The 19,410-nt window shown below is 38.0% G+C and carries 14 protein-coding genes; all 14 read left to right on the top strand.

What is annotated here, in order from left to right; genetic code table 11:
* Positions 1-194 precede the first annotated feature (194 nt).
* The 14 genes from ISU02_RS13690 (at position 195) to ISU02_RS13625 (ending at position 19,340) form a co-directional block, all read left to right on the top strand.
* Positions 195-1,112 (top strand): hypothetical protein, encoded by a 918-nt coding sequence (locus tag ISU02_RS13690; RefSeq protein ID WP_194702411.1) that lies wholly within the window; start codon positions 195-197, stop codon positions 1,110-1,112.
* Between the two features lie 299 nt (positions 1,113-1,411).
* Positions 1,412-2,224, top strand: a complete 813-nt coding sequence (locus ISU02_RS13685; RefSeq protein WP_194702410.1) for a MurR/RpiR family transcriptional regulator — start codon at positions 1,412-1,414, stop codon at positions 2,222-2,224.
* A gap of 136 nt (positions 2,225-2,360) precedes the next feature.
* Entirely contained in the window at positions 2,361-4,214 is a 1,854-nt protein-coding gene (locus ISU02_RS13680) for a beta-glucoside-specific PTS transporter subunit IIABC (protein ID WP_228727824.1), read from the top strand.
* A 2-nt stretch (positions 4,215-4,216) separates the two neighbouring features.
* On the top strand, positions 4,217-5,638 hold the full coding sequence (locus ISU02_RS13675; RefSeq protein ID WP_194702408.1) for a glycoside hydrolase family 1 protein: 1,422 nt from the start codon (positions 4,217-4,219) through the stop codon (positions 5,636-5,638).
* 537 nt (positions 5,639-6,175) lie between these two features.
* The gene (locus ISU02_RS13670) at positions 6,176-8,011 is read left to right on the top strand and encodes an alpha-amylase family glycosyl hydrolase (RefSeq protein WP_194702407.1); all 1,836 of its coding nucleotides are present in this window, start codon (positions 6,176-6,178) and stop codon (positions 8,009-8,011) included.
* 288 nt (positions 8,012-8,299) lie between these two features.
* A complete protein-coding gene (locus ISU02_RS13665) occupies positions 8,300-9,550 on the top strand; it encodes an ABC transporter substrate-binding protein (protein WP_194702406.1) in 1,251 nt (416 codons plus the stop codon).
* Positions 9,551-9,687: 137 nt separating this feature from the next.
* On the top strand, positions 9,688-10,593 hold the full coding sequence (locus ISU02_RS13660; protein WP_194702405.1) for a carbohydrate ABC transporter permease: 906 nt from the start codon (positions 9,688-9,690) through the stop codon (positions 10,591-10,593).
* Positions 10,593-11,453: a carbohydrate ABC transporter permease gene (locus tag ISU02_RS13655; RefSeq protein WP_194702404.1), complete on the top strand. Its 861-nt coding sequence runs from the start codon at positions 10,593-10,595 to the stop codon at positions 11,451-11,453. The genes ISU02_RS13660 and ISU02_RS13655 overlap by 1 nt, the downstream gene beginning before the upstream one ends.
* Positions 11,454-11,570: 117 nt before the next feature.
* Positions 11,571-14,465 carry a beta-phosphoglucomutase gene (pgmB, locus tag ISU02_RS13650; RefSeq protein ID WP_194702403.1) on the top strand — a complete coding sequence of 965 codons (2,895 nt, stop codon included), beginning with the start codon at positions 11,571-11,573 and terminating at the stop codon, positions 14,463-14,465.
* A gap of 94 nt (positions 14,466-14,559) precedes the next feature.
* Positions 14,560-15,036, top strand: coding sequence for an S-ribosylhomocysteine lyase (locus ISU02_RS13645; RefSeq protein WP_194702402.1), 477 nt, complete (start codon positions 14,560-14,562; stop codon positions 15,034-15,036).
* A 248-nt stretch (positions 15,037-15,284) separates the two neighbouring features.
* On the top strand, positions 15,285-15,617 hold the full coding sequence (locus ISU02_RS13640) for a PadR family transcriptional regulator (protein WP_194702401.1): 333 nt from the start codon (positions 15,285-15,287) through the stop codon (positions 15,615-15,617).
* Entirely contained in the window at positions 15,604-16,131 is a 528-nt protein-coding gene (locus ISU02_RS13635; protein ID WP_194702400.1) for a DUF2812 domain-containing protein, read from the top strand. Before ISU02_RS13640 ends, ISU02_RS13635 begins: the two co-directional genes overlap by 14 nt.
* Before the next feature lie 233 nt (positions 16,132-16,364).
* On the top strand, positions 16,365-17,714 hold the full coding sequence (locus tag ISU02_RS13630) for a methyl-accepting chemotaxis protein (protein WP_194702399.1): 1,350 nt from the start codon (positions 16,365-16,367) through the stop codon (positions 17,712-17,714).
* Between the two features lie 21 nt (positions 17,715-17,735).
* On the top strand, positions 17,736-19,340 hold the full coding sequence (locus ISU02_RS13625; RefSeq protein WP_194702398.1) for a diguanylate cyclase domain-containing protein: 1,605 nt from the start codon (positions 17,736-17,738) through the stop codon (positions 19,338-19,340).
* Positions 19,341-19,410: the final 70 nt, after the last annotated feature.

The raw sequence follows: 19,410 nt of genomic DNA, 5'->3' as shown, positions 1-19,410 counted from the left end.
TCCTTTATTGTAAATATAATTTGTATATGTAGTTGACATATATGTTAACTACATAATACATGTGCGACGTTATTTTGTCAAACTTTTTTTGAGCAGACTATAGAAATTTGGCAGAAATGATTATATCCAATGAGAACTTATTTTGGTAGAATGAAAGTAACTCAGTCTAACGCATAGCACAAAAGGAGAAGCATATGGCAGAAAAGATGAAGCAAAAATTTATAGGATTTTGGCAACATAACTTAGGTTTAAAAATTTTAATGATGGGCATTATAATAGGATTGGTTGCTGTTATGTGGATACTTTCAGATCTCAAGCAAGAAATTATGGCACTCAATTCAGAAATGGGTTACATAAAAGACAACATAGTGAGTATCGATAGTAATTTTAATACGCAATCTCAGAGCTTTTTGAATCAATTATCTGGTACACTGGATTCAGAATCGAGTCTGATCGCTTCTTATGATGTAACAGCTGAAACGTATAAAACTGAAAACAATCAGTTGCCACTTCTGATTAAGATTATTCCAAAGGCAGATTATGCGGATCTATCAATCGAAATTAGAGCGATTGGCAAAAAGACATATATTCAAACAGCAATTGCAAATGAAGGCATTTATACTGCGAAGATGCCAATAGATATCACTGAAGACGATATAAAGTTCATGGTAAAGTTTACGCATAATGGTGGCGTTAACAATGAAGCACTTGATGTTTACCCTGATATCATTCAGAGTTATTTAATGAGAACAGATGCTGAAGGAGATCTCTCCTTCTCCAAGCAGGGAACCCAGTTACAGATTTCAGGGAAAGTAACCTCGATTTATGATCCTAAATACGCGTATAATCGTAATAACAATAGTGACGTCCTAAAATGTTACCCCGTAAGTGGACAAGTGATGATAAAGGTTAATGGTGAAGCGGTTAGAAACACAAGTATTTCAATAGACACGAGTTTAAATGATGGTGTATATTCTAATTGTCATATTTTCACTCAAATTAATGAAGTGCTCGAAAATTTTAAAGCGCAGGATCGTATTGAAGTCGTAAGTGAGCTAATTGATAATTATGGCAACGCCTATACACATGTGACCAATGTATATCCAGAGTAAACTTTTATAAGATGATAGACGCATTGAAAAGGACATCCTATTTGATAGAGGATGTCCTTTTTTGTGCGTCTAAAAATGAAGCGCATTGAAAGTCTTATAAAACACTTATATAATGTTTGTAATTACTAAGATGCGTTAGAGTGTCAAAATCTAGTTTTGCACGAACTCACGAGCATATGCTGTATCGTGTACTTGTCGTAAATGACATCATATGCTCGTGGGTTGCTCAACTATTGGATTTTGACACTCTAACCTAGAGCGCAATTATAAGAAGTCGATTTTGATTTGGGAGGTATAAAATGGGGTTACTGCTTCAACGACTGTTAATCGTATTGAATGACGAGGATTATAATTCAACACCGTATTATATTGCAATGACGATGCTCAATAATTTTTATTTGATTAATGAATTGACCATCAGTGAGCTGGCTAAATTGTGTAATGTATCTAAATCGACCATTTCTAAATTTATCAGAGAAATTGGATTTGAGGATTATACAGATTTTCGTGTGGCAGCGCCCTTTATAGAAAATCGATATAAAAATGAATTGAACTACAATACAAACGTCATGGGTTATATGAGCGAAAAAGGATTAGAAGGCTATTTTGAAGCCATTATTGGCGATATAAAAGATTACTGGCATGACATTGATATGGATAAGATTGATGAACTCGCCAAGGATTTAGTCGATTATAAAATTGTGGCATCCTTTGGCCTTATGTATTCAGAGTCGGCAGCTATAGATTTTCAAACTAAACTGGCTTATAATAAAAAATTTATAATTACCAAATTAAGTGATGTCAAGCAAGATGAATTCATTGAAAATGCAGGAGAGGATACATTGATTATCATTTTTACGAATTCAGGCAATTATATTAAAAAATATCAAATTACAGAGGGCAATTTAGAAAAGAGCGTCTTTGATCGGACTAGGGCAAAAGTGGTTGTGATCACATCGAATAAGGAGATGGAGCAAGATCCACGTGTTGACCTTTGCGTTTTATTTAAACATACTTCTAAAATGCAGACACATCCCATCATGTTCCAAATTATAAGTGATTTAATTGTACATCGATATAGATTGTATTCTAAGGGGCGGGAGAAACTTTAACCCCATCTCTAAAGCATATCATTATTTTCTGTTTTTTCTGAATAGTTTCCAAAAATCGAAATATCAAGGACCTTATCATCACCGTGATAAAATGAATTCGAATCAAAAATTCATTTTGGGAAGGAGTTGGGTCATTTTGAAAAAGAATTATGAGGCATTATCAAAACAAATTATTGCAAACGTGGGTGGCGTTAATAATGTTAACAGTCTGTATCATTGTGTCACGAGGCTGAGGTTTAAGTTAAAGGACGATTCGAAAGCCAATAAAAAAGCGCTAGAACAGATGGAGGGCGTATTATCGGTCGTAGAGGGAAATGGTCAATATCAAGTGGTTATTGGAAATGCAGTGTCAGATGTATACGAGACCATTATGAAGATGTATGCCATCAAAGGGGAACAACAAACTGGAGCATCTCATGAGCCATCTACTGGCAACGTGCTCACGCGTTTATTCAACACCATGTCCTCCATTTTTAATCCCATTATCATAGCACTTGCAGGTGCAGGGATGATCAAGGCGCTATTGGTTATTTTGACCACATACGTACTCTTGGAGAATACCACCAGTACTTTTAAGATTTTATCTGCTGCGGGCAACAGTGTTTTTTATTTTTTACCACTGTTTTTAGCCGTTAGTGCAGCAAAAACTTTCGGTGTGAATCCCTATATTTCACTTGCAATCGTAGCCGCTCTAATTGAACCTAATTTCATGGGATTAATTGAAAATACAGGTGATGTGGTGAGCTTTATAGGCATCCCCGTGGTACTGATGAAGTACACTGGAACGGTTATTCCCGCAATTTTAGCGATATATGTCTATTCAAAATTGGAAAGACAGCTCAAGAAAGTGATTCCTAAGAGTATTGAGCTCTTTGCACTTTCACTGGTATCGCTTTTGATCATGGTACCACTTACAGTTATGGTCATAGGTCCAATCGGCGTTACACTGGGTAACGGACTTGGCGATTTGATCAACTTCGTAAGCAATAAAAGTGGCCTTCTAGCAGGTTTGATTATCGGTGCAGGCTGGACTTATCTCGTAATTATGGGGATACACTGGGGCGTTGTGCCAATTATGGTGAACAATTTGGCAAACTATGGCTATGATGTCATAAGACCGATGATTGCAGCAGCTACATTTGCCAGTGCGGGTGTCGCATTTGGCGTATTTCTTAGAAGTAAGAAAAAGGCAAATAAAGCTTTTGCATTGTCCAGTATGGTACCTGCCTTGCTTGGCGGGATCACTGAACCCATCGTCTATGGTCTCTCCATAAAATACAGAAAACCACTGATTGCACAAACCATAGCAGGTGGTATTGCTGGCGCCTTTATGGCTGCAATGAAAACAAAGGCAATCGTCTATGTATTTCCAGCACTAACCACATTGCCCGCTTTCTTTGGGGATACCTTTGGATACTATTGTATCGGTATTTTTATGGCATTTTCAATTTCTGCGGCATTGACTTATATTTTAGGCTTCGACGAAAACGAAGCGTCAGAAGGCGAAGCCTTAGAAAAAGAAGATTTGATGTTGAGTATGAGTGCTTGTATCAATGGCGAAATGATTCCTTTGGAACAAGTGAATGACCCTGTTTTTTCGTCAAAAGGGATGGGTGATGGCGTGGCATTTATACCAAATGAAGGGATCTTATATTCACCAGTTGACGCTGTTGTGGAAATGATATTTCCAACTTTACATGCGATAGGCTTAAAAACTTCAAGCGGAGCAGAGATATTGATGCATATCGGCATAAACACAGTGGATCTTAAAGGAGAAGGGTTTGCAACGACTTTAAAGCAAGGTGACCCTGTTAAAAGAGGTCAGGTATTAATTGAATTTGACTTGAAAAAAATAATGGGAAAGGGTTATGATCCGACGACGGTACTCTGTGTGACCAACATGGATAAAGTCCAAAAAATAGAACCTATAATCCAAGAGCATATCACAAAGAATGACACGGTATTAAACGTGGTCATGGAAGGAGCATAAGCATGAATTCGTTTCAACCTAATTTTTTATGGGGAGGTGCGATTGCGGCAAATCAGGCAGAGGGCGCTTTTAGGGAAGATGGAAAAGGGTTAAGTATTGCAGATATCTTACCTGTGGGTAAAAATCGATTTGACCACATCAACTTAGAAATTCAAGAGCATGTTTTTTATCCGAGTCATGAGGCGATTGATTTTTACCATACGTATAAAGAGGATATTAAATTGATGGCGGGAATGGGACTTAAATGTTTTAGAACTTCCATCGCATGGAGTCGTATATTTCCAAATGGTGATGATGAATCGCCCAATGAAGCAGGTCTTAGATTCTATGATGATCTATTAGATACTTTACTGTTCTATGGTATGGAGCCCATTATAACGATTTCTCACTTTGAAACGCCTCTTAATCTCGTTAAAACTTATGGAGGCTGGAAAAATAGAAAACTGATCGACTTTTATGAAAAATATTGTGAAGTTATTTTTAAGCGTTATAAGGATAAAGTGAAATACTGGATGACCTTCAATGAGATCAATCATGCGCATACACTTACTTTTTTAGCGGCGGCTATTTTGGTTAAAGAGGATGAACATAAACTGACAGATGTGTATCAGGCAAGTCATAATATGTTGGTTGCCAGTGCAAAAGCGGTTATACTCAGTCGAACTATTAATCCAGAGTTCAAAATGGGTTGTATGCTGTCATTGAGTCCGATATACCCTGCCAGTACTAAACCCAATGATATCTTTTCTTCCTATGAACTCAGACGCCGGTCTCTGTTTTATAGTGATGTTCAGTTGAGAGGCTACTACCCATCTTATTTTGATAGGATTCAGAAAGAGAATGACATTAAGCTTGAGATCGGTGAAAATGACCTAGAAATGCTTCGAAATGGCACTTGTGATTATCTGGGATTCAGTTATTATCGCAGTTCGTTACATGAAGAGGGCATGAAGATTCTAGGCAATACCGGTGGTATTATGGGCAAGAAAAATCCTTTTCTAAAAGAAACAAAATGGGGATGGCCCATTGATCCTATCGGTCTAAGGTATGTCTGTAATGAACTCTACGATCGCTATCAAAAACCGCTTTTCATTGTGGAAAATGGTTTAGGTGCTAGAGATACCTTTGATGATCGCGGTGAGATCACGGATCAGGAACGCATGCAATATTTAAAAGATCATGTAATCACGATGAGCGAAGCCATCAGAGATGGGGTTGAAATTCTAGGCTACACGTGGTGGGGACCTATAGATATTGTTTCTGCAGGAACGGGTGAGATGGAAAAACGTTATGGCTTTATCTATGTGGACAAGCAGAATGATGGCAGTGGTGATCGAAAGCGGGTTATAAAAAAGAGCTATAATTACTACAAGCAAATTATTGAATCCAACGGCAAACGGTTAGATTTCAAAGCATATGTATAAAAATGTAATGATGACAAAATTAACAATTGAACGAAACTTTGGAATTATGCATTAGTATTCAACGATTAAAGGCATTATAGCACAATATAGTAGAGGGATTTATTCGAAATGAGCTCATATTTGAATAGATCCCTTTTTTAGATTGTGGACATGTTTCGGAGTAATAATAGCACAATTGTGATTTGAAAATAGAAATGGGTACTTATAAGAATGGGTACTTATAAGGATGTAGGCAAATGGCGAGAAGTGTGAAAAATTAAGCTATCAGACGAAGGCCTTTATATTATGGACTATTCAGAAGGCAATATTATTTTCGAATAGATGTTTTTTTAAAAAAATATTATGTCGGCAAAAATTAGTTATAATAATAATTACATAAATTACAATTAATGAAATATATATAATGGTGAAAACAAAATTGAGTTGCATAGTGATAATCTATGAGATGTTGACACTATTTTGGGGATAAAGCAAAAAAAACTTGACTAAATGAAACCGGTTTCCTAAAATGAAATTAGAGTATGAGGAGGTGTTCTTATGCAAAAAAATGAGAAGGCTTTGATTTTTAATCAAAGATTGGCAAGTTGTAGAGAAGAACTTAAGATAAAATATGGCAGACTGTATCCAGATTGTGAAGCGGCATTTGACCGTTTGACGCATATGATGCTGGAAAGTTTTGTGGGAAGAACCAGTGCTTATATTGATAAAGATTTGAAGACAACCGACTGGACGGCTTCGGGAGAAACCGTGGGCATGATGCTTTATGTGGACTTGTTTTCTGATGATCTCAAGCAATTAAAGACACATGCAGATCACTTTAGCGATTTGGGGATCAGTTTGGTTCATCTGATGCCATTACTCATGCCAAGGGTAGGTGAAAACGACGGCGGATACGCTGTGAAGAATTATCGAAAAATTGATCCAAGAGTAGGTGATATGAAAGACTTTAAAGCCGTGATTTCAGAATTTCACCGAAAGGGCATTAAAATTTGTATAGACTATGTGATCAATCACACTTCAAATGATCACGAGTGGGCACTCAAGGCTTTAAAAGGAGAAGAAAAATATCAGAACTACTACCTGATGTACGATGATGCTGCGATTCCAAATGCATTTGAATCACATCTTGGCGAAGTGTTTCCAACGGTGGCACCGGGAAACTTCACTTTTTATGAGGCCATTGGGAAATACGTCATGACGACGTTTTATCCTTATCAGTGGGACTTGAACTATCAAAATCCAGAAGTCTTTCATGAAATGGCGTCGAACCTCTTGTTTTTAGCCAACATTGGTGTCGATATGATTCGACTCGATGCGATTCCTTACATTTGGAAAACATTAGGCTCCGATTGCAAGAACTTGCCTGAAGTACATATGATTCTCAGTCTGTTTAGGGATATCATCGGCATATGTGCACCTTCCACAGCACTTTTGGGAGAGGCGATCGTCTCTCCAAGCGTCATTGTAAGATATTTCGGCAGAGAAGATCGCTTGGAATGTCATGCGCTTTACAACGCTTCCTATATGGTTGAAATCTGGAATAGCATTGCCACAAGAGATGCGCGGCATATGGCGCTTATGCCCAAATATGAGCTGCCTGAGCAAAGCGTATGGATCAATTATGCACGTTGCCATGATGATATTGGTTGGGGACTTGATGAGACAAGGATCAGGAATTTGGGATTTGATCCACAAGCGCATAAAAATTTTCTAATCGACTTTTACTTGGGTTCTCTGGATGGCAGTTTTTCAATCGGTGAGCTCTATGAATACAATCCAGAAAAGCAGGATGCACGAAACTCTGGTACTCTTGCCAGCCTTGCAGGACTTGAAAAGGCAATTCGCGCATCCGATCGATACCAGATTGAACTTGCACATAAGCGCATTTTGTTGATTCATGCATTGATCTTATTGAGAAAAGGCATTCCAATGCTTTACGCAGGGGATGAGATGGGACAGCTCAATGATTATTCTTATGTGGATGACCCTAAAAAGATGAAGGATTCAAGGTGGCTTCATCGTGGTCGCTTTGATTGGTCTAAAACGTCTCCATTGTTCGATGCCATAAGAGAGCTAATCGATTTTAGAAAGCGGATATACGGCAAAAAGTACATTGTTGAGGATCAGCCACTTCTCATTGGAAATGAACATGTCCTTCTGATTCAACAGGTTATCAGAGACCAGTTTGAGGACAATCTTTTGCTCTTCAACATGACTGAAGATCGTCAGTGGGTTTATACAACTGATTTAAAGCGTTATGGGTATCATGGTACTTGGACAGATTTATTACAAGGGAAGAAGCTTTTCTTTGAAGAAGAAAAAATACTTCTTGGTCCTTATGAGTACTTGGTGGCTACAAAACAAGGTCTTTAAAAGTCAAACCCATATGTCAATTTGGATCGCAATAAATGGCATTTAAAAATCCAAATGAGAAATATGTTTCTAAAAAGCCATGCAAATATGACTTAGAAGAGCAAAGGTTTTAAAAAAAAATGTGAAAAAAAGAAAAAAAGACTTGTAAACATGAAACCGGTTTCCTATAATATAATTAACAGATTATTCTATAAATAGTTTGGGTATAAGTGTAATGCTGGCGATATTTATGGATTTGCCGGTCGAACTAAAGTAGTACTATAACAAATTCCTAAAGGGGGAACGAAAATGAAGAAGAGTTTAGCGTTAATATTAGTATTGGTTTTAGCATTATCGATGTTGTCAGGATGCAGTCAATCTTCTACTAAAGAAGAACAAACCGTTGTTATTTACCAAAACAAAGTTGAAATCGGCGAACAATTAACAGCGTTTGCAGCAGCTTACACAAAAGAAACAGGTGTCAAAGTAACCGTTAAAACCTCTGGTGGGGATACACCTTATGCTGAGAATTTAAAGGCAGAATTCCAGTCAGATCGTCAACCAGATATCTTTGTCATTGAAGGTATGGGCGGATACAATACTTGGAAATCCAAACTTGCACCATTTGAAGGAGATCAATGGATTGACTTGACTTCTTTGGAATTTATGGCTGACGGCAAGGTTTATGGTTTCCCTGTGGCAGTTGAAGGCTGGGGTATGGCATATAACAAAGACTTGCTTGATAAAGCAGGCGTTGACCCAGCGACATTGACTTCACAAGAAGGCTACAAAGCGGCATTTGAAAAAATTGATGCTATGAAAGCAGATCTAGGCATCACTTCTGTGGTGGCTATGGCAGCTGGCCCAGATATGAGATGGGTAACAGGGCTCCATAACTTTAATGGATACTTATCGGCAGGTTTACCATATGGTGATACAACCGTACTTGATAAACTACTTAGCGGCGAACCAGATATGCAACGTTTGACAGAATATGCTGATTGGGTAGAATTACTATTCAATTATGCGGATGAATCTGTTCTCTTAACAGGTAACTACGATTCACAAGTTGGTCAGTTTGCAACTGGAAAATCTGTATTCATTCATCAAGGCAACTGGATTGATCCTTGGTTGATGGATAATGGTGTGACATTCCCTATGGCATTTGCACCGCATGCGTCTGTCAAAGGTGAATTTAATGGCATCTTCATCGGTGCACCATCATTCTATGTTATAAACAGCGATAGCAAAAATCAACAAGCAGCTCGCGACTTCTTGAACTACATGGCTACCAATGAAAAAGGTCATGAGTACATGGTTAACGAAGCTAAGATGGTTCCTGCATTTACAAATGTAAAATTGACACCATCGACACCTCTTTCTGCAAATATTTCTGAGTGGCTTGCGAAGGGCACTGCATATACTTGGTTGCAAAATGATATGCCAGACGGATTTGGTATGGGCACAATAGCACCTCTATATGAAAGTTTTGCTAAAGGGGATATCAATAAACAAGAGTTTATCGACCAATTAGCTGGCAAAATTGAAGCGTTAAAATAATAGGTATTAAGGCAATAGGGTAAAATTTAAAAGGGTGTTTAACAACACCCTTTTATAGAATTTGTCAATCGGGCATAAACTATATGTGTTGATGACATCACCAGTATAGTATTGATAATAAGTGAGAAGGGGATAATATGAAGAAACAGAAAAATGACAAACTGGTCTTTTGGTTGTTTCTTGCACCTGCTTTAATTTCATTTTTAGTGGTGGTTATCATACCGTTCATTATGGGACTTTATTATTCCATGACGGACTGGACCGCTATTGCAGGGGTGAAACCGACCTGGGTAGGGCTTGAAAATTATAAGGCAATGTTCTCCGATGTATCCTTTAGATATTCATTCATGAGAACGTTTTTATTCACATTGCTCAGTGTTATTTCGATCAATGTGGTTGCACTAACATTTGCATTTTTGGTAACAAGGGAAATCCGATTTAGAAATCTATACCGTGCAGGCTTTTTTATTCCAAATTTAATCGGGGGCTTAGTACTCGGTTATATTTGGCAATTTATCTTTAAAAGTGTTGTGCCTTCTATTGGGGCATTACTTGGGATTGAAGCCATTGAAAACTTACTGATATTGGCTGATCCAAACTGGACATTATTTGGTCTAATTTTAGCATTTACATGGCAATATGCAGGTTACATTATGATGATCTATGTGGCGGCACTTCTCAATGTACCTCAAGAACTATTAGAAGCGAGTGAGATTGATGGCGCAAATTTCTGGCAGAAACTTGTGAACATCACAATTCCAATGATCGCTCAAGCTTTCACAATTACTTCTTTCTTGACGCTTGTCAATTCGTTTAAGCAGTTTGATATTATTTTGGCACTCACAAATGGCGGTCCAACTGCGATGTATCAAGATCAAGTCGTAAATTCAACAGAACTTTTGGCACTTAATATCTATAACGTTGCCTTTAAATATAACAACATGGCTGAAGGTCAGGCAAGAGCGATTATATTCTTCCTGGTACTTTCAATTATTTCCATAGGACAGGTTTACTATAATAAGAAGAAGGAGGTTGAAATGTAATGAAGACAAAGAAAACAATTACAACCATATTCCTACAAATCATTACAATTGCTTTTTTTCTTCTGACACTTTTTCCATTTTTTATAGTGGTGATTAACTCGGCGAAGGCATCACTGGAAATTATCACTGATCCAATTGCATTTCCAACGCATTGGGGTCAAATTTTTACGAATATCAAGACCATCTGGAGCAGTCCAAGTATTCGATATGCTTCAAGTGTTTATGCTTCAGTGCTCATTACGGTCTTATCTCTAATTTCCATAGCTGTGTTTTCAGCCATGGCAGCGTGGGTTTTGGTAAGAACCAAGACCAGAACATCTACCTTTGTATTTTTACTCTTTATTTGTGGTCTCATCATACCTTTTCAAGTGGTTATGTTTCCACTTGTTGCACTGTTTAGAATCATCAATGAAACCATTGGGATCAGCATGCTCAGAACCTATCACGGTATGATATTTGCCTATATTGGGTTTGGTTCACCGCTGGCCGTCTTCATGTTTCATGGGTTTATAAAGTCTATTCCTGCCGAACTTGAAGAAGCGGCACTTATTGACGGCTGTTCTAAACCTCAAATTTTCTTTAGAATTATCATGCCTATTTTAAAACCGATCTTTGTAACCATTTGCATCTTAAATGCGATTTGGATTTGGAATGATTTTCTTTTGCCATCGCTTGTTTTGGGCGTAGGTCAAGAAATTCAGACTATTCCGCTCGCCATCAGAGCTTTTGCAGGTTCGTTCGTCAAAAAATGGGATCTCATTATGACAGCGGTACTCATGGCAGCATTCCCAATTGTCGTAGGGTTTATTGCAGGTCAAAAGCACATTATCAAAGGGATGGTTGCCGGTTCAATAAAATAGAAGCGACCCCAATTATATATGATTTAAACAAATTAACCATGGCAAAAATCGTCATGGTTAATTTTTAATAGAGAGATCAACAGATGAATACACTATGATTCTTAGGAGGCATACACGATGTGGAAGTTTGAGAAAAATAGTTATGAACCTAAAACACAAATATTGGATGAGAGCTTATTTATGGTGGGCAATGGCTACATAGGTGTCAGAGGATGCTTTGAGGAAGGCTATCCAGAGGGAGATTCCATCAGAGGTACATATATCAACGGGCTCTATGACAGAGTGCCAATGGTACATGCGGAAATGGCATACGGGTTTCCAACCGTTCAGGATAAGCAACCTCGTTTATTGGATACGCAAACTTGTGCAGTCTACCTTGACGGAGAACCGGCAGGTCTTGTGGAAGGGCGTTATCAAGCGTATTTGAGAACTTTGGATTACTTAAAGGGCGAAACGCGTCGAAGCTACATTTTTATAACAAAATCGGGTAGAAAAGCACAGTTATGCTTTAAAAGATTGGCCTCTTTTGTAGAAAAAAATATTTTGGTCTATAGGATAGAGGTTCAATATGAAGGCGTCATAGAACTGGTGAGCATTTGTGATACCAACATTGAAAACTATAGCAATCCCAATGATCCACGGACAGGGCAAAGTCATACCCAATTGATGAAACTCATGGCACTCTCCCATGAGGGCGAAGATGTTCATGTGATGATGCAGACTCAAAACACATCTATCAAACAGGCGACAACGGTTCGCCATCATGTAAAGACAGGCTTGAACAGTGAAATGGTACACATCACAAAAGCAGGCGCCATAGAAACGCATATTCAAGGCAAAGACCATCTCGTATTAGATAAAATTTGCTTATTCACAGATGGCTTGAGAAATGAAAATATAGATATGGATATACAACCGCTTTTAAATAAACTAAAGGACAGCTATGATTACGATTATTTTTCGAACTTACAAAGTCAATATTTGGATGAATTTTGGTTGAAAACAGGCATCGAAATTGAAGGGGCGTCATCAGATCAAAGTGCGATTAGGTATATGCAATATCAGTTGCTTCAGTCTGTAGGGACAGATCTAAATGCCAATATTTCTGCCAAAGGTCTATCAGGTGAAGGCTATGAGGGCCATTATTTTTGGGATACTGAAATCTATGTACTGCCAGTGATGCTCTTTAATCAACCTGAACGTGCAAAGACGTTACTGGAATACAGATATCATATATTGCCTCAGGCGCGATTGCGTGCTCATGAGCTAGGTCATCACAAAGGTGCTGCGTATGCATGGCGTACGATTTCAGGCATTGAGTGTTCTGGTTATTTTCCTGCGGGGACTGCACAATATCATATTAATTCAGATATAGCCTATGCCTTTATTCAATATTATTTATATACAGGGGATTTGGCATTTATGGCATCCAAGGGTGCAGAAGTCATTTTTGAAACCGCTCGAATTTGGCTTGAGATTGGTCATTTCCATCAGGGGACGTTCCAGATTCACAATGTGACAGGACCAGATGAATACACTGCTATTGTCAATAACAACTACTACACCAATGCCATGGCAAAATATCACTTAATGTGGGCAAATCGATTTTACAATATGTTGAAGAATACGACTGATATTGAACTCTTAAAACAAGCTGAGATGCTTTTTGAGAAGATTGGGATTACAGATGATGAGGCTGAGACCATGCTCAAAGCATCGGATCAGATGTATTTTAAGTTCGATGAAAACTTGCGCCTTTACGCGCAAGATGATTCTTTTCTAAGCAAGCCCAGATGGCCATTTGAGACAGCGGATCCATCTAAAAAGCCCTTGTTATTGCATTATCATCCGTTGACCATCTATAGACATCAAGTTCTAAAACAAGCAGATACGGTTTTAGCGCATTTTCTATTAGAACAATATGCAGAGCCAGAATTTATAAAAAATGCATTTGATTTTTACGAGGAGCTGACAACACATGATTCTTCTCTTTCAAGTTGCATCTATGGTATTGTGGCCTCCAAATGCGGTTTGAATCAAAAAGCTTATGCTTATTTTAAAGAATCGATTGTACTCGATCTTGAAGACACACATCACAACACAAAAGATGGCCTTCACATGGCCAATATGGCTGGAAGCATATTAGGCGTTGTCGCTGGGTTTGCAGGTCTCAGAGTAACCGAAAACGGCATTTCGATTAAATCCAATCTACCTAAATCGTGGCAAAAGCTCAAATTTAAAATTGAGTTCAGAGGTCGCATCATTGAGATTGAAATTCATCATGATGGAGTGGATTGTAAACTTATAAAGGGCAATCCTATAAATATTAAGGTCAATGATAAGTGGCATCTCTTAAAATTGGACCATGACAGCTACAGAGGCATTGTATTTGATTTAGATGGGGTGTTGACAGAGACCAGTCATGCGCACTATTTAGCGTGGAAAGCACTTGCAGAGGGGTTGAATTTCAGCGTACCAGATGCGCTTGAAGATCAAGTGAGAGGTATTTCGAGAAGGGCAGCGCTTGACATGGTATTGGCGTATTCGGAGAATGCTTTAAAATATACTGAGGCAGAAAAAGAAGCTCTTGCCACACGAAAAAATGAAATCTATCTAGAAAAGATAGCGCATTACACAGATCGAGATTTATGTGATGGCGCGCGAACCTTGTTAGATTTCTTAAAGAACAATGGTTTTAAAATAGCGCTTGCCTCAGCAAGTCGCAATGCACCATTTCTGATAAAGGCAATGGGGATTGAATCTTATTTTGATGCTGTGGTCAATCCACAGGATATTAAAAAGGGCAAGCCGGCACCAGATATTTTTTTAAAAGCTTGTGAGCTCATCGATTTGAACCCTTCTGAATGTATTGGCGTTGAAGATGCTTATGCAGGCATTGAGAGTATTAAAACAGCGGGGTTGTTGCCTATAGGGATTGGGCATATGGACACACTGTATAATAGCGATATTGTCATGAATGATTTAAACCTGTTGCTCAGTTTATTAGAATGATTTTCTAAAGGCGTAAAGAAAATAAAGATTGTATAGTAGCTTTTAGAAACATATAATGAGAACAACGAATGCATCATTTGAGAGGAGCCCTATTATGAACAAAAGTGAAAGTTTCACTGTAGACCATCTAAAGCTTCAAAAGGGATTATATGTTTCTAAAATTATGAAGATCGGTGAAGAATCGCTCACGTTTTTGGATTTAAGGATGAAATTGCCGAATAGAGAGAAAATGAGTGTCAATGGTATTCATACGATTGAGCATTTAATGAATGCCTTTTTTTCAAACGATAAAGAAATGAGTGAACGCTTTGTTTATTTTGGTTCAAGAGGCAGTCTCACGGGGATGACTTTAATCCTTCAAGGCACTTACACCTCAGAAGAAATATTGCCACATGTAAAACGAGCCTATGAATATGTGGCTTCGTTTAGAGGGGATATCATTAAAGGCAACAAGACAGAATGTGGGAATCATGAGCTTCACAGTCTGACAGATGCAAGACAGGAAGCGGAAGATTATCTAAGAATTATAAAAAAAGCAGATGATAGCATTCTAAACTATGCACTGATGTAACTGAAACACATCATATAACTGGAAAAATAGCTTTAAGCGACAAGGTACCCTTTAAAGACACTTGCGAAAGCATCTTTAAAAGGGTGCTTTTTTTATCTTTAATCTGGAGTAAAGGCATAGAAAATGAAAACCAAAAACTAAAACAAAAAAATAAAACCAAGAAATGAGTTAAAGGGATTGATAGGTATATCGTGACGTGATATAATTATCTTGGATATATCGCGACGCGATATAGAAAGGTGGTAAAAATGTTGACGCATATTATCAATAAATATATACCTATGACAGAGACGGCCTATCTCATCTTGCTTTCGCTTTCAAAAGAAAATCATGGCTATGGCGTTATTTTGGAGGTGGAAAAAATGACCAAGGGTAGAATTCGCATAGGCCCTGGAACTATTTATGGCACATTATCCAAAATGGAAGCAGATGGTTTAATCATTGCAATCAGAGAAGAGAATCGAAGAAAGATTTACAAGCAGACGCAACTTGCAATTGAAGTGATGCAGGTTGAAATAAAACGGATTGAAGAATTATATCAATACGGTCTTGAGTGGAGGTTAAAAAATGAACGATTATAAAAAGCAGTTTTATTGGTGGTGGGGATGGCAATGCGATGCTTTTGAAGCGTACTTGGAATCGATGGCATTAAAGGGGTGGATTCTTGAAAGAACTACATTTGCTCATACATGCCTGCATTTTATAAAGGCAGAACCCACTAAAATAAGATATTGCGTGGACTACCAAAATGACATCCAACTATCTCAGGAATACCGTCATATTATGGAGGATGATCATTGGCAGTTGGTCAATAAGTTGAGCGGTTGGTATTTGTGGCAGAAGCGTTATGAGGCAAAGAGACCCTCTATTTTTACGGACAAACAATCATTAATAGAACGCAATAGCAGATTGCTTATAGTTGCACTTATTGCAACAGTGGCCCAAATACCGTTGGCGGCAATTGTCTTATCAGAGGCCTTGCGTTGGCATCCCGGCGTAAGAGTACTGCTCTTTTGTCTTTATGGGTTATTTTTTGGACTTGTAGGCTATGCAATTTACCGTCTCGTGCAACAAAATAAGAGATTGAAAATATAAAAAAATATGGAAAATTCAGAAAGTATAAAAACCAAGGACAAAAGTTTTATTTTAGTAAAACTTTTGTCCTTGGTTTTTATAGTGGGAAAATAGTATAATAAAGTAGATTCATGTGCGTTTTATTGTATTTTTCCTTTAAAATGTGAGATTGTAAAAAGTGTATGTGGGTATAAGAGAAAAATGTATATGGAATGAAGGGTTTTATGGCCAAAAAAAGAAAAGGTGGGTTGGGTATGTTATTTAAAAGAAAAAAAATGGAGGCGGTGCATCAGGTTGAATCAACTGAGCAGGGGAAAGAAGATCAGACACTTGAAAAAGAAGATCAGACACTTGAAAAAGAAGACAATGGAAACGCGAAAATGGTGGAATTGCTTAAACAAGTCAATAGCTTATTAAAATATGTGACAGAGCAAGACTATGTTAAGAATATGCTGATGGATGTCAATAAGCAAACAGAGATGATAGAAAATATTTCCGCAAACAGTGAGGAAATGACGGCAACAATAGAAGATATATCTAGTTTTGTACAGAGCTCGAATGAATCCACAGCACAGTCCATTGATGTTGCCAATCACTCTATTCAAATGATTACAGAAGCTTTTGAACAGATTGAAGTCACCTTTGAGGCTTCTCAAAAAGTTAAATTGACTATGGGTAAACTCAATGATGAAGCACAGAAAATTAATAGCATGGTGGGCATCATCAAGGGGGTTGCGGATCAAACCAATCTTTTAGCCCTTAATGCTTCCATTGAAGCTGCAAGAGCTGGGGAGTACGGGCGAGGTTTTGCAGTGGTTGCTGATGAAATCAAAAAGCTTGCAGAAAGTACCAAAGAACAAGTTGATTTTATAAGGGAAATTGTAGATGCACTGTCCAATGAAATAGACAATACAGATCAAGCGCTCGAAGTTTCAAATCAAGCTTTTGAAAAAGGCAAGGCCCAAATGTCAAAAGCAGTTTCTGGTCTAGGGAATATGAAACAGGGGCTCAGTGGTATCAGTGAAACCTTTATGGAGATCAGCGGCAATATCGAGGAGCAGACGGCCGCATCCGAAGAAATGTCCAGTGCCGTTATGGTGGTCAACGATAAGGCCAAAGTGATTCATGGTGAAACTAATAAAACTGGGCTTGCCTTTAACGCTGTATCCAAGATTATCAACGATATTCGTATGGAAATTTTAAATAACACTTCTACATTGGATATGAAAACTCAGATTGAAATTTGTATTAGCGATCATTTAATTTGGAAATGGCGTGTATATAACATGATATTAGGGTATGAATCCATAGAGGAATCTGAAGTGGGCACACATCATACTTGTAGACTTGGCAAGTGGTGCGACACGACTGAATTTAAAGATGGCGGCATAAAAAAAGTGGTTTCGGAGATGGAACAACCGCATGCTTCACTTCATGAATTGGCTAAAAAGGCAATAAGAGCTTACAATAGTGGCGATGTTTCTGGTGCGGAATCTACACTTGAAATGATGGATCAGGTTTCCAAAGAAGTTGTAGATTGCCTCAATCAAATGAAGAAGATAAGCAGAAGCAAAAAAGGAAAACCTAGAAAGAGTGATGTCTAGTAGACAACTGAGGGACTTAAAATGGACGTTATGGATCCAAAACGGGAAAAAAGTAAATGGACGATTCTAGAATATATAGCTATAATATTTTTTGTCATGTTCATCATTTTTTTTCTAGTGCTGTTCTATGTTGAAAAAAATGTACGGGAAGTAAAGTTCCAGGAGCTCATTAAAAATGAGCAACGTGTGATCGCGCTTGAAAATTCAATTTTAGATCAAGAATATCGCATGGTGCTTGAAGATCTCAAATTTCTGCAACACACCTTCAATAATGCTGAGACAGGTGCACATAAGGTAGACGACGTTGCATCGGTTTGGCGTGAGTTTTCAACACATAGAAATATTTATGATCAAATTCGTTTCATTGACCTCGAAGGGGATGAAAGGATTCGCATCAATTACGAAGATGGCAAAGGTAAAATCGTTCCTGTCGATCAACTTCAAAACAAGGTAGAGCGCTACTATTTTACGAATACAATTCATTTGCCTGAGGAGAGCATCTATATCAGTCAACTGGATTTGAACATGGAAAATGACAGTATTGAAGAACCTTACAAACCTGTGATCCGAATTGGGACGCCTCTATACGACCTCGATAAACAACTGAAGGGGATCGTCGTACTCAACTATTTAGCAGACCATATGCTGGACAATTTTAGAAGCATGGCTACAAATGGTGTGGGTGAAATCGTTTTGCTCAATTCAGAGGGGTATTGGCTGTCCAGTGAAAATCCAGATTTGGAATACAGTTTCATGTTTGAAGATGCCCAAGAACAAAGTTTTGGAAACTTCTATCCCAAAGAATGGGGTGATATTTTAGATGGCAAGACAGAAATACTCACATACAATGGGTTATTTGTAGCTACAAAAGTGAACTTGACGTCAAGAGTTACCCAGGATATAGGGTATCCAGATAAAAGTCAATTAGAAATGGATCTTGGAGATTGGTATATGGTATCCACTGTTCTTAGAGATAGTGAGCATCAACTCTATTTTAGCGACGATGATCAAGCGATTTTGTGGTTTGTTTTAAGAGAAAACAGTATTTTTTGTCTCCTTATTCTGATTATATCTGCGCTGATCTCTTATTTGATATGGGTCAATAGAAAAGCATATCTGAGCATTAAATTTTATTCAGAATACGATGCGGCTACCAAGACTTACAACCGGAGAGCTGGCCTTAAGAGGCTCAAGGAGCTCATGTCTCAAGTGGGGCGTTTAAACTTCAAGATGAGTCTTTGCTTTATAGATGTCAATGGCCTAAAAATGGTCAATGACAACTTGGGACATAAATATGGCGACGAATTGATACTATCCGCAGTTCAAGGCATTAAGGATCAAATTCGAAAGAAAGACTTTATTGTCAGATTTGGTGGGGATGAGTTTTTGGTGGTATTTCATAACAGCAATTTGGAAGATGCAGAGAAGATCTGGCAACGTATTGCAATGGGATATGAAAACATCAATCAATCCGAAAATAGATCGTATAATCTCAGCGTGAGTCATGGCATCGTAGAAGTGACTGTTGATTCTGAAGAAGATCTTGAGAATCTGATTAAATTAGCGGATGAAAAAATGTATGAAGAGAAGCGGGTTATCAAGCAATCCGTTCAAATCTTAAAATAGGATAGACAAAGGCCGTGCGCAGGGTTTATGAGGGCAGATATCTGTATAATAACAGGATGTCCTAGCATGA

It is taken from the genome of Fusibacter ferrireducens, from assembly GCF_015352425.1.
Classification (GTDB): Bacteria; Bacillota; Clostridia; order Peptostreptococcales; family Acidaminobacteraceae; genus Fusibacter_A; species Fusibacter_A ferrireducens.
This window is presented reverse-complemented; position numbering and strand designations above follow the sequence as displayed.

What these genes read in the sequence shown, in the direction of transcription:
- ISU02_RS13690 (WP_194702411.1), top strand. Translation starts at nt 195, where the DNA reads ATGGCAGAAAAGATGAAGCAAAAATTTATAGGATTTTGGCAACATAAC.
- ISU02_RS13685 (WP_194702410.1), top strand. Translation starts at nt 1,412, where the DNA reads ATGGGGTTACTGCTTCAACGACTGTTAATCGTATTGAATGACGAGGAT.
- ISU02_RS13675 (WP_194702408.1), top strand. Translation starts at nt 4,217, where the DNA reads ATGAATTCGTTTCAACCTAATTTTTTATGGGGAGGTGCGATTGCGGCA.
- ISU02_RS13670 (WP_194702407.1), top strand. Translation starts at nt 6,176, where the DNA reads ATGCAAAAAAATGAGAAGGCTTTGATTTTTAATCAAAGATTGGCAAGT.
- ISU02_RS13665 (WP_194702406.1), top strand. Translation starts at nt 8,300, where the DNA reads ATGAAGAAGAGTTTAGCGTTAATATTAGTATTGGTTTTAGCATTATCG.
- ISU02_RS13660 (WP_194702405.1), top strand. Translation starts at nt 9,688, where the DNA reads ATGAAGAAACAGAAAAATGACAAACTGGTCTTTTGGTTGTTTCTTGCA.
- ISU02_RS13655 (WP_194702404.1), top strand. Translation starts at nt 10,593, where the DNA reads ATGAAGACAAAGAAAACAATTACAACCATATTCCTACAAATCATTACA.
- pgmB (WP_194702403.1), top strand. Translation starts at nt 11,571, where the DNA reads ATGTGGAAGTTTGAGAAAAATAGTTATGAACCTAAAACACAAATATTG.
- ISU02_RS13645 (WP_194702402.1), top strand. Translation starts at nt 14,560, where the DNA reads ATGAACAAAAGTGAAAGTTTCACTGTAGACCATCTAAAGCTTCAAAAG.
- ISU02_RS13640 (WP_194702401.1), top strand. Translation starts at nt 15,285, where the DNA reads ATGTTGACGCATATTATCAATAAATATATACCTATGACAGAGACGGCC.
- ISU02_RS13635 (WP_194702400.1), top strand. Translation starts at nt 15,604, where the DNA reads ATGAACGATTATAAAAAGCAGTTTTATTGGTGGTGGGGATGGCAATGC.
- ISU02_RS13630 (WP_194702399.1), top strand. Translation starts at nt 16,365, where the DNA reads ATGTTATTTAAAAGAAAAAAAATGGAGGCGGTGCATCAGGTTGAATCA.
- ISU02_RS13625 (WP_194702398.1), top strand. Translation starts at nt 17,736, where the DNA reads ATGGACGTTATGGATCCAAAACGGGAAAAAAGTAAATGGACGATTCTA.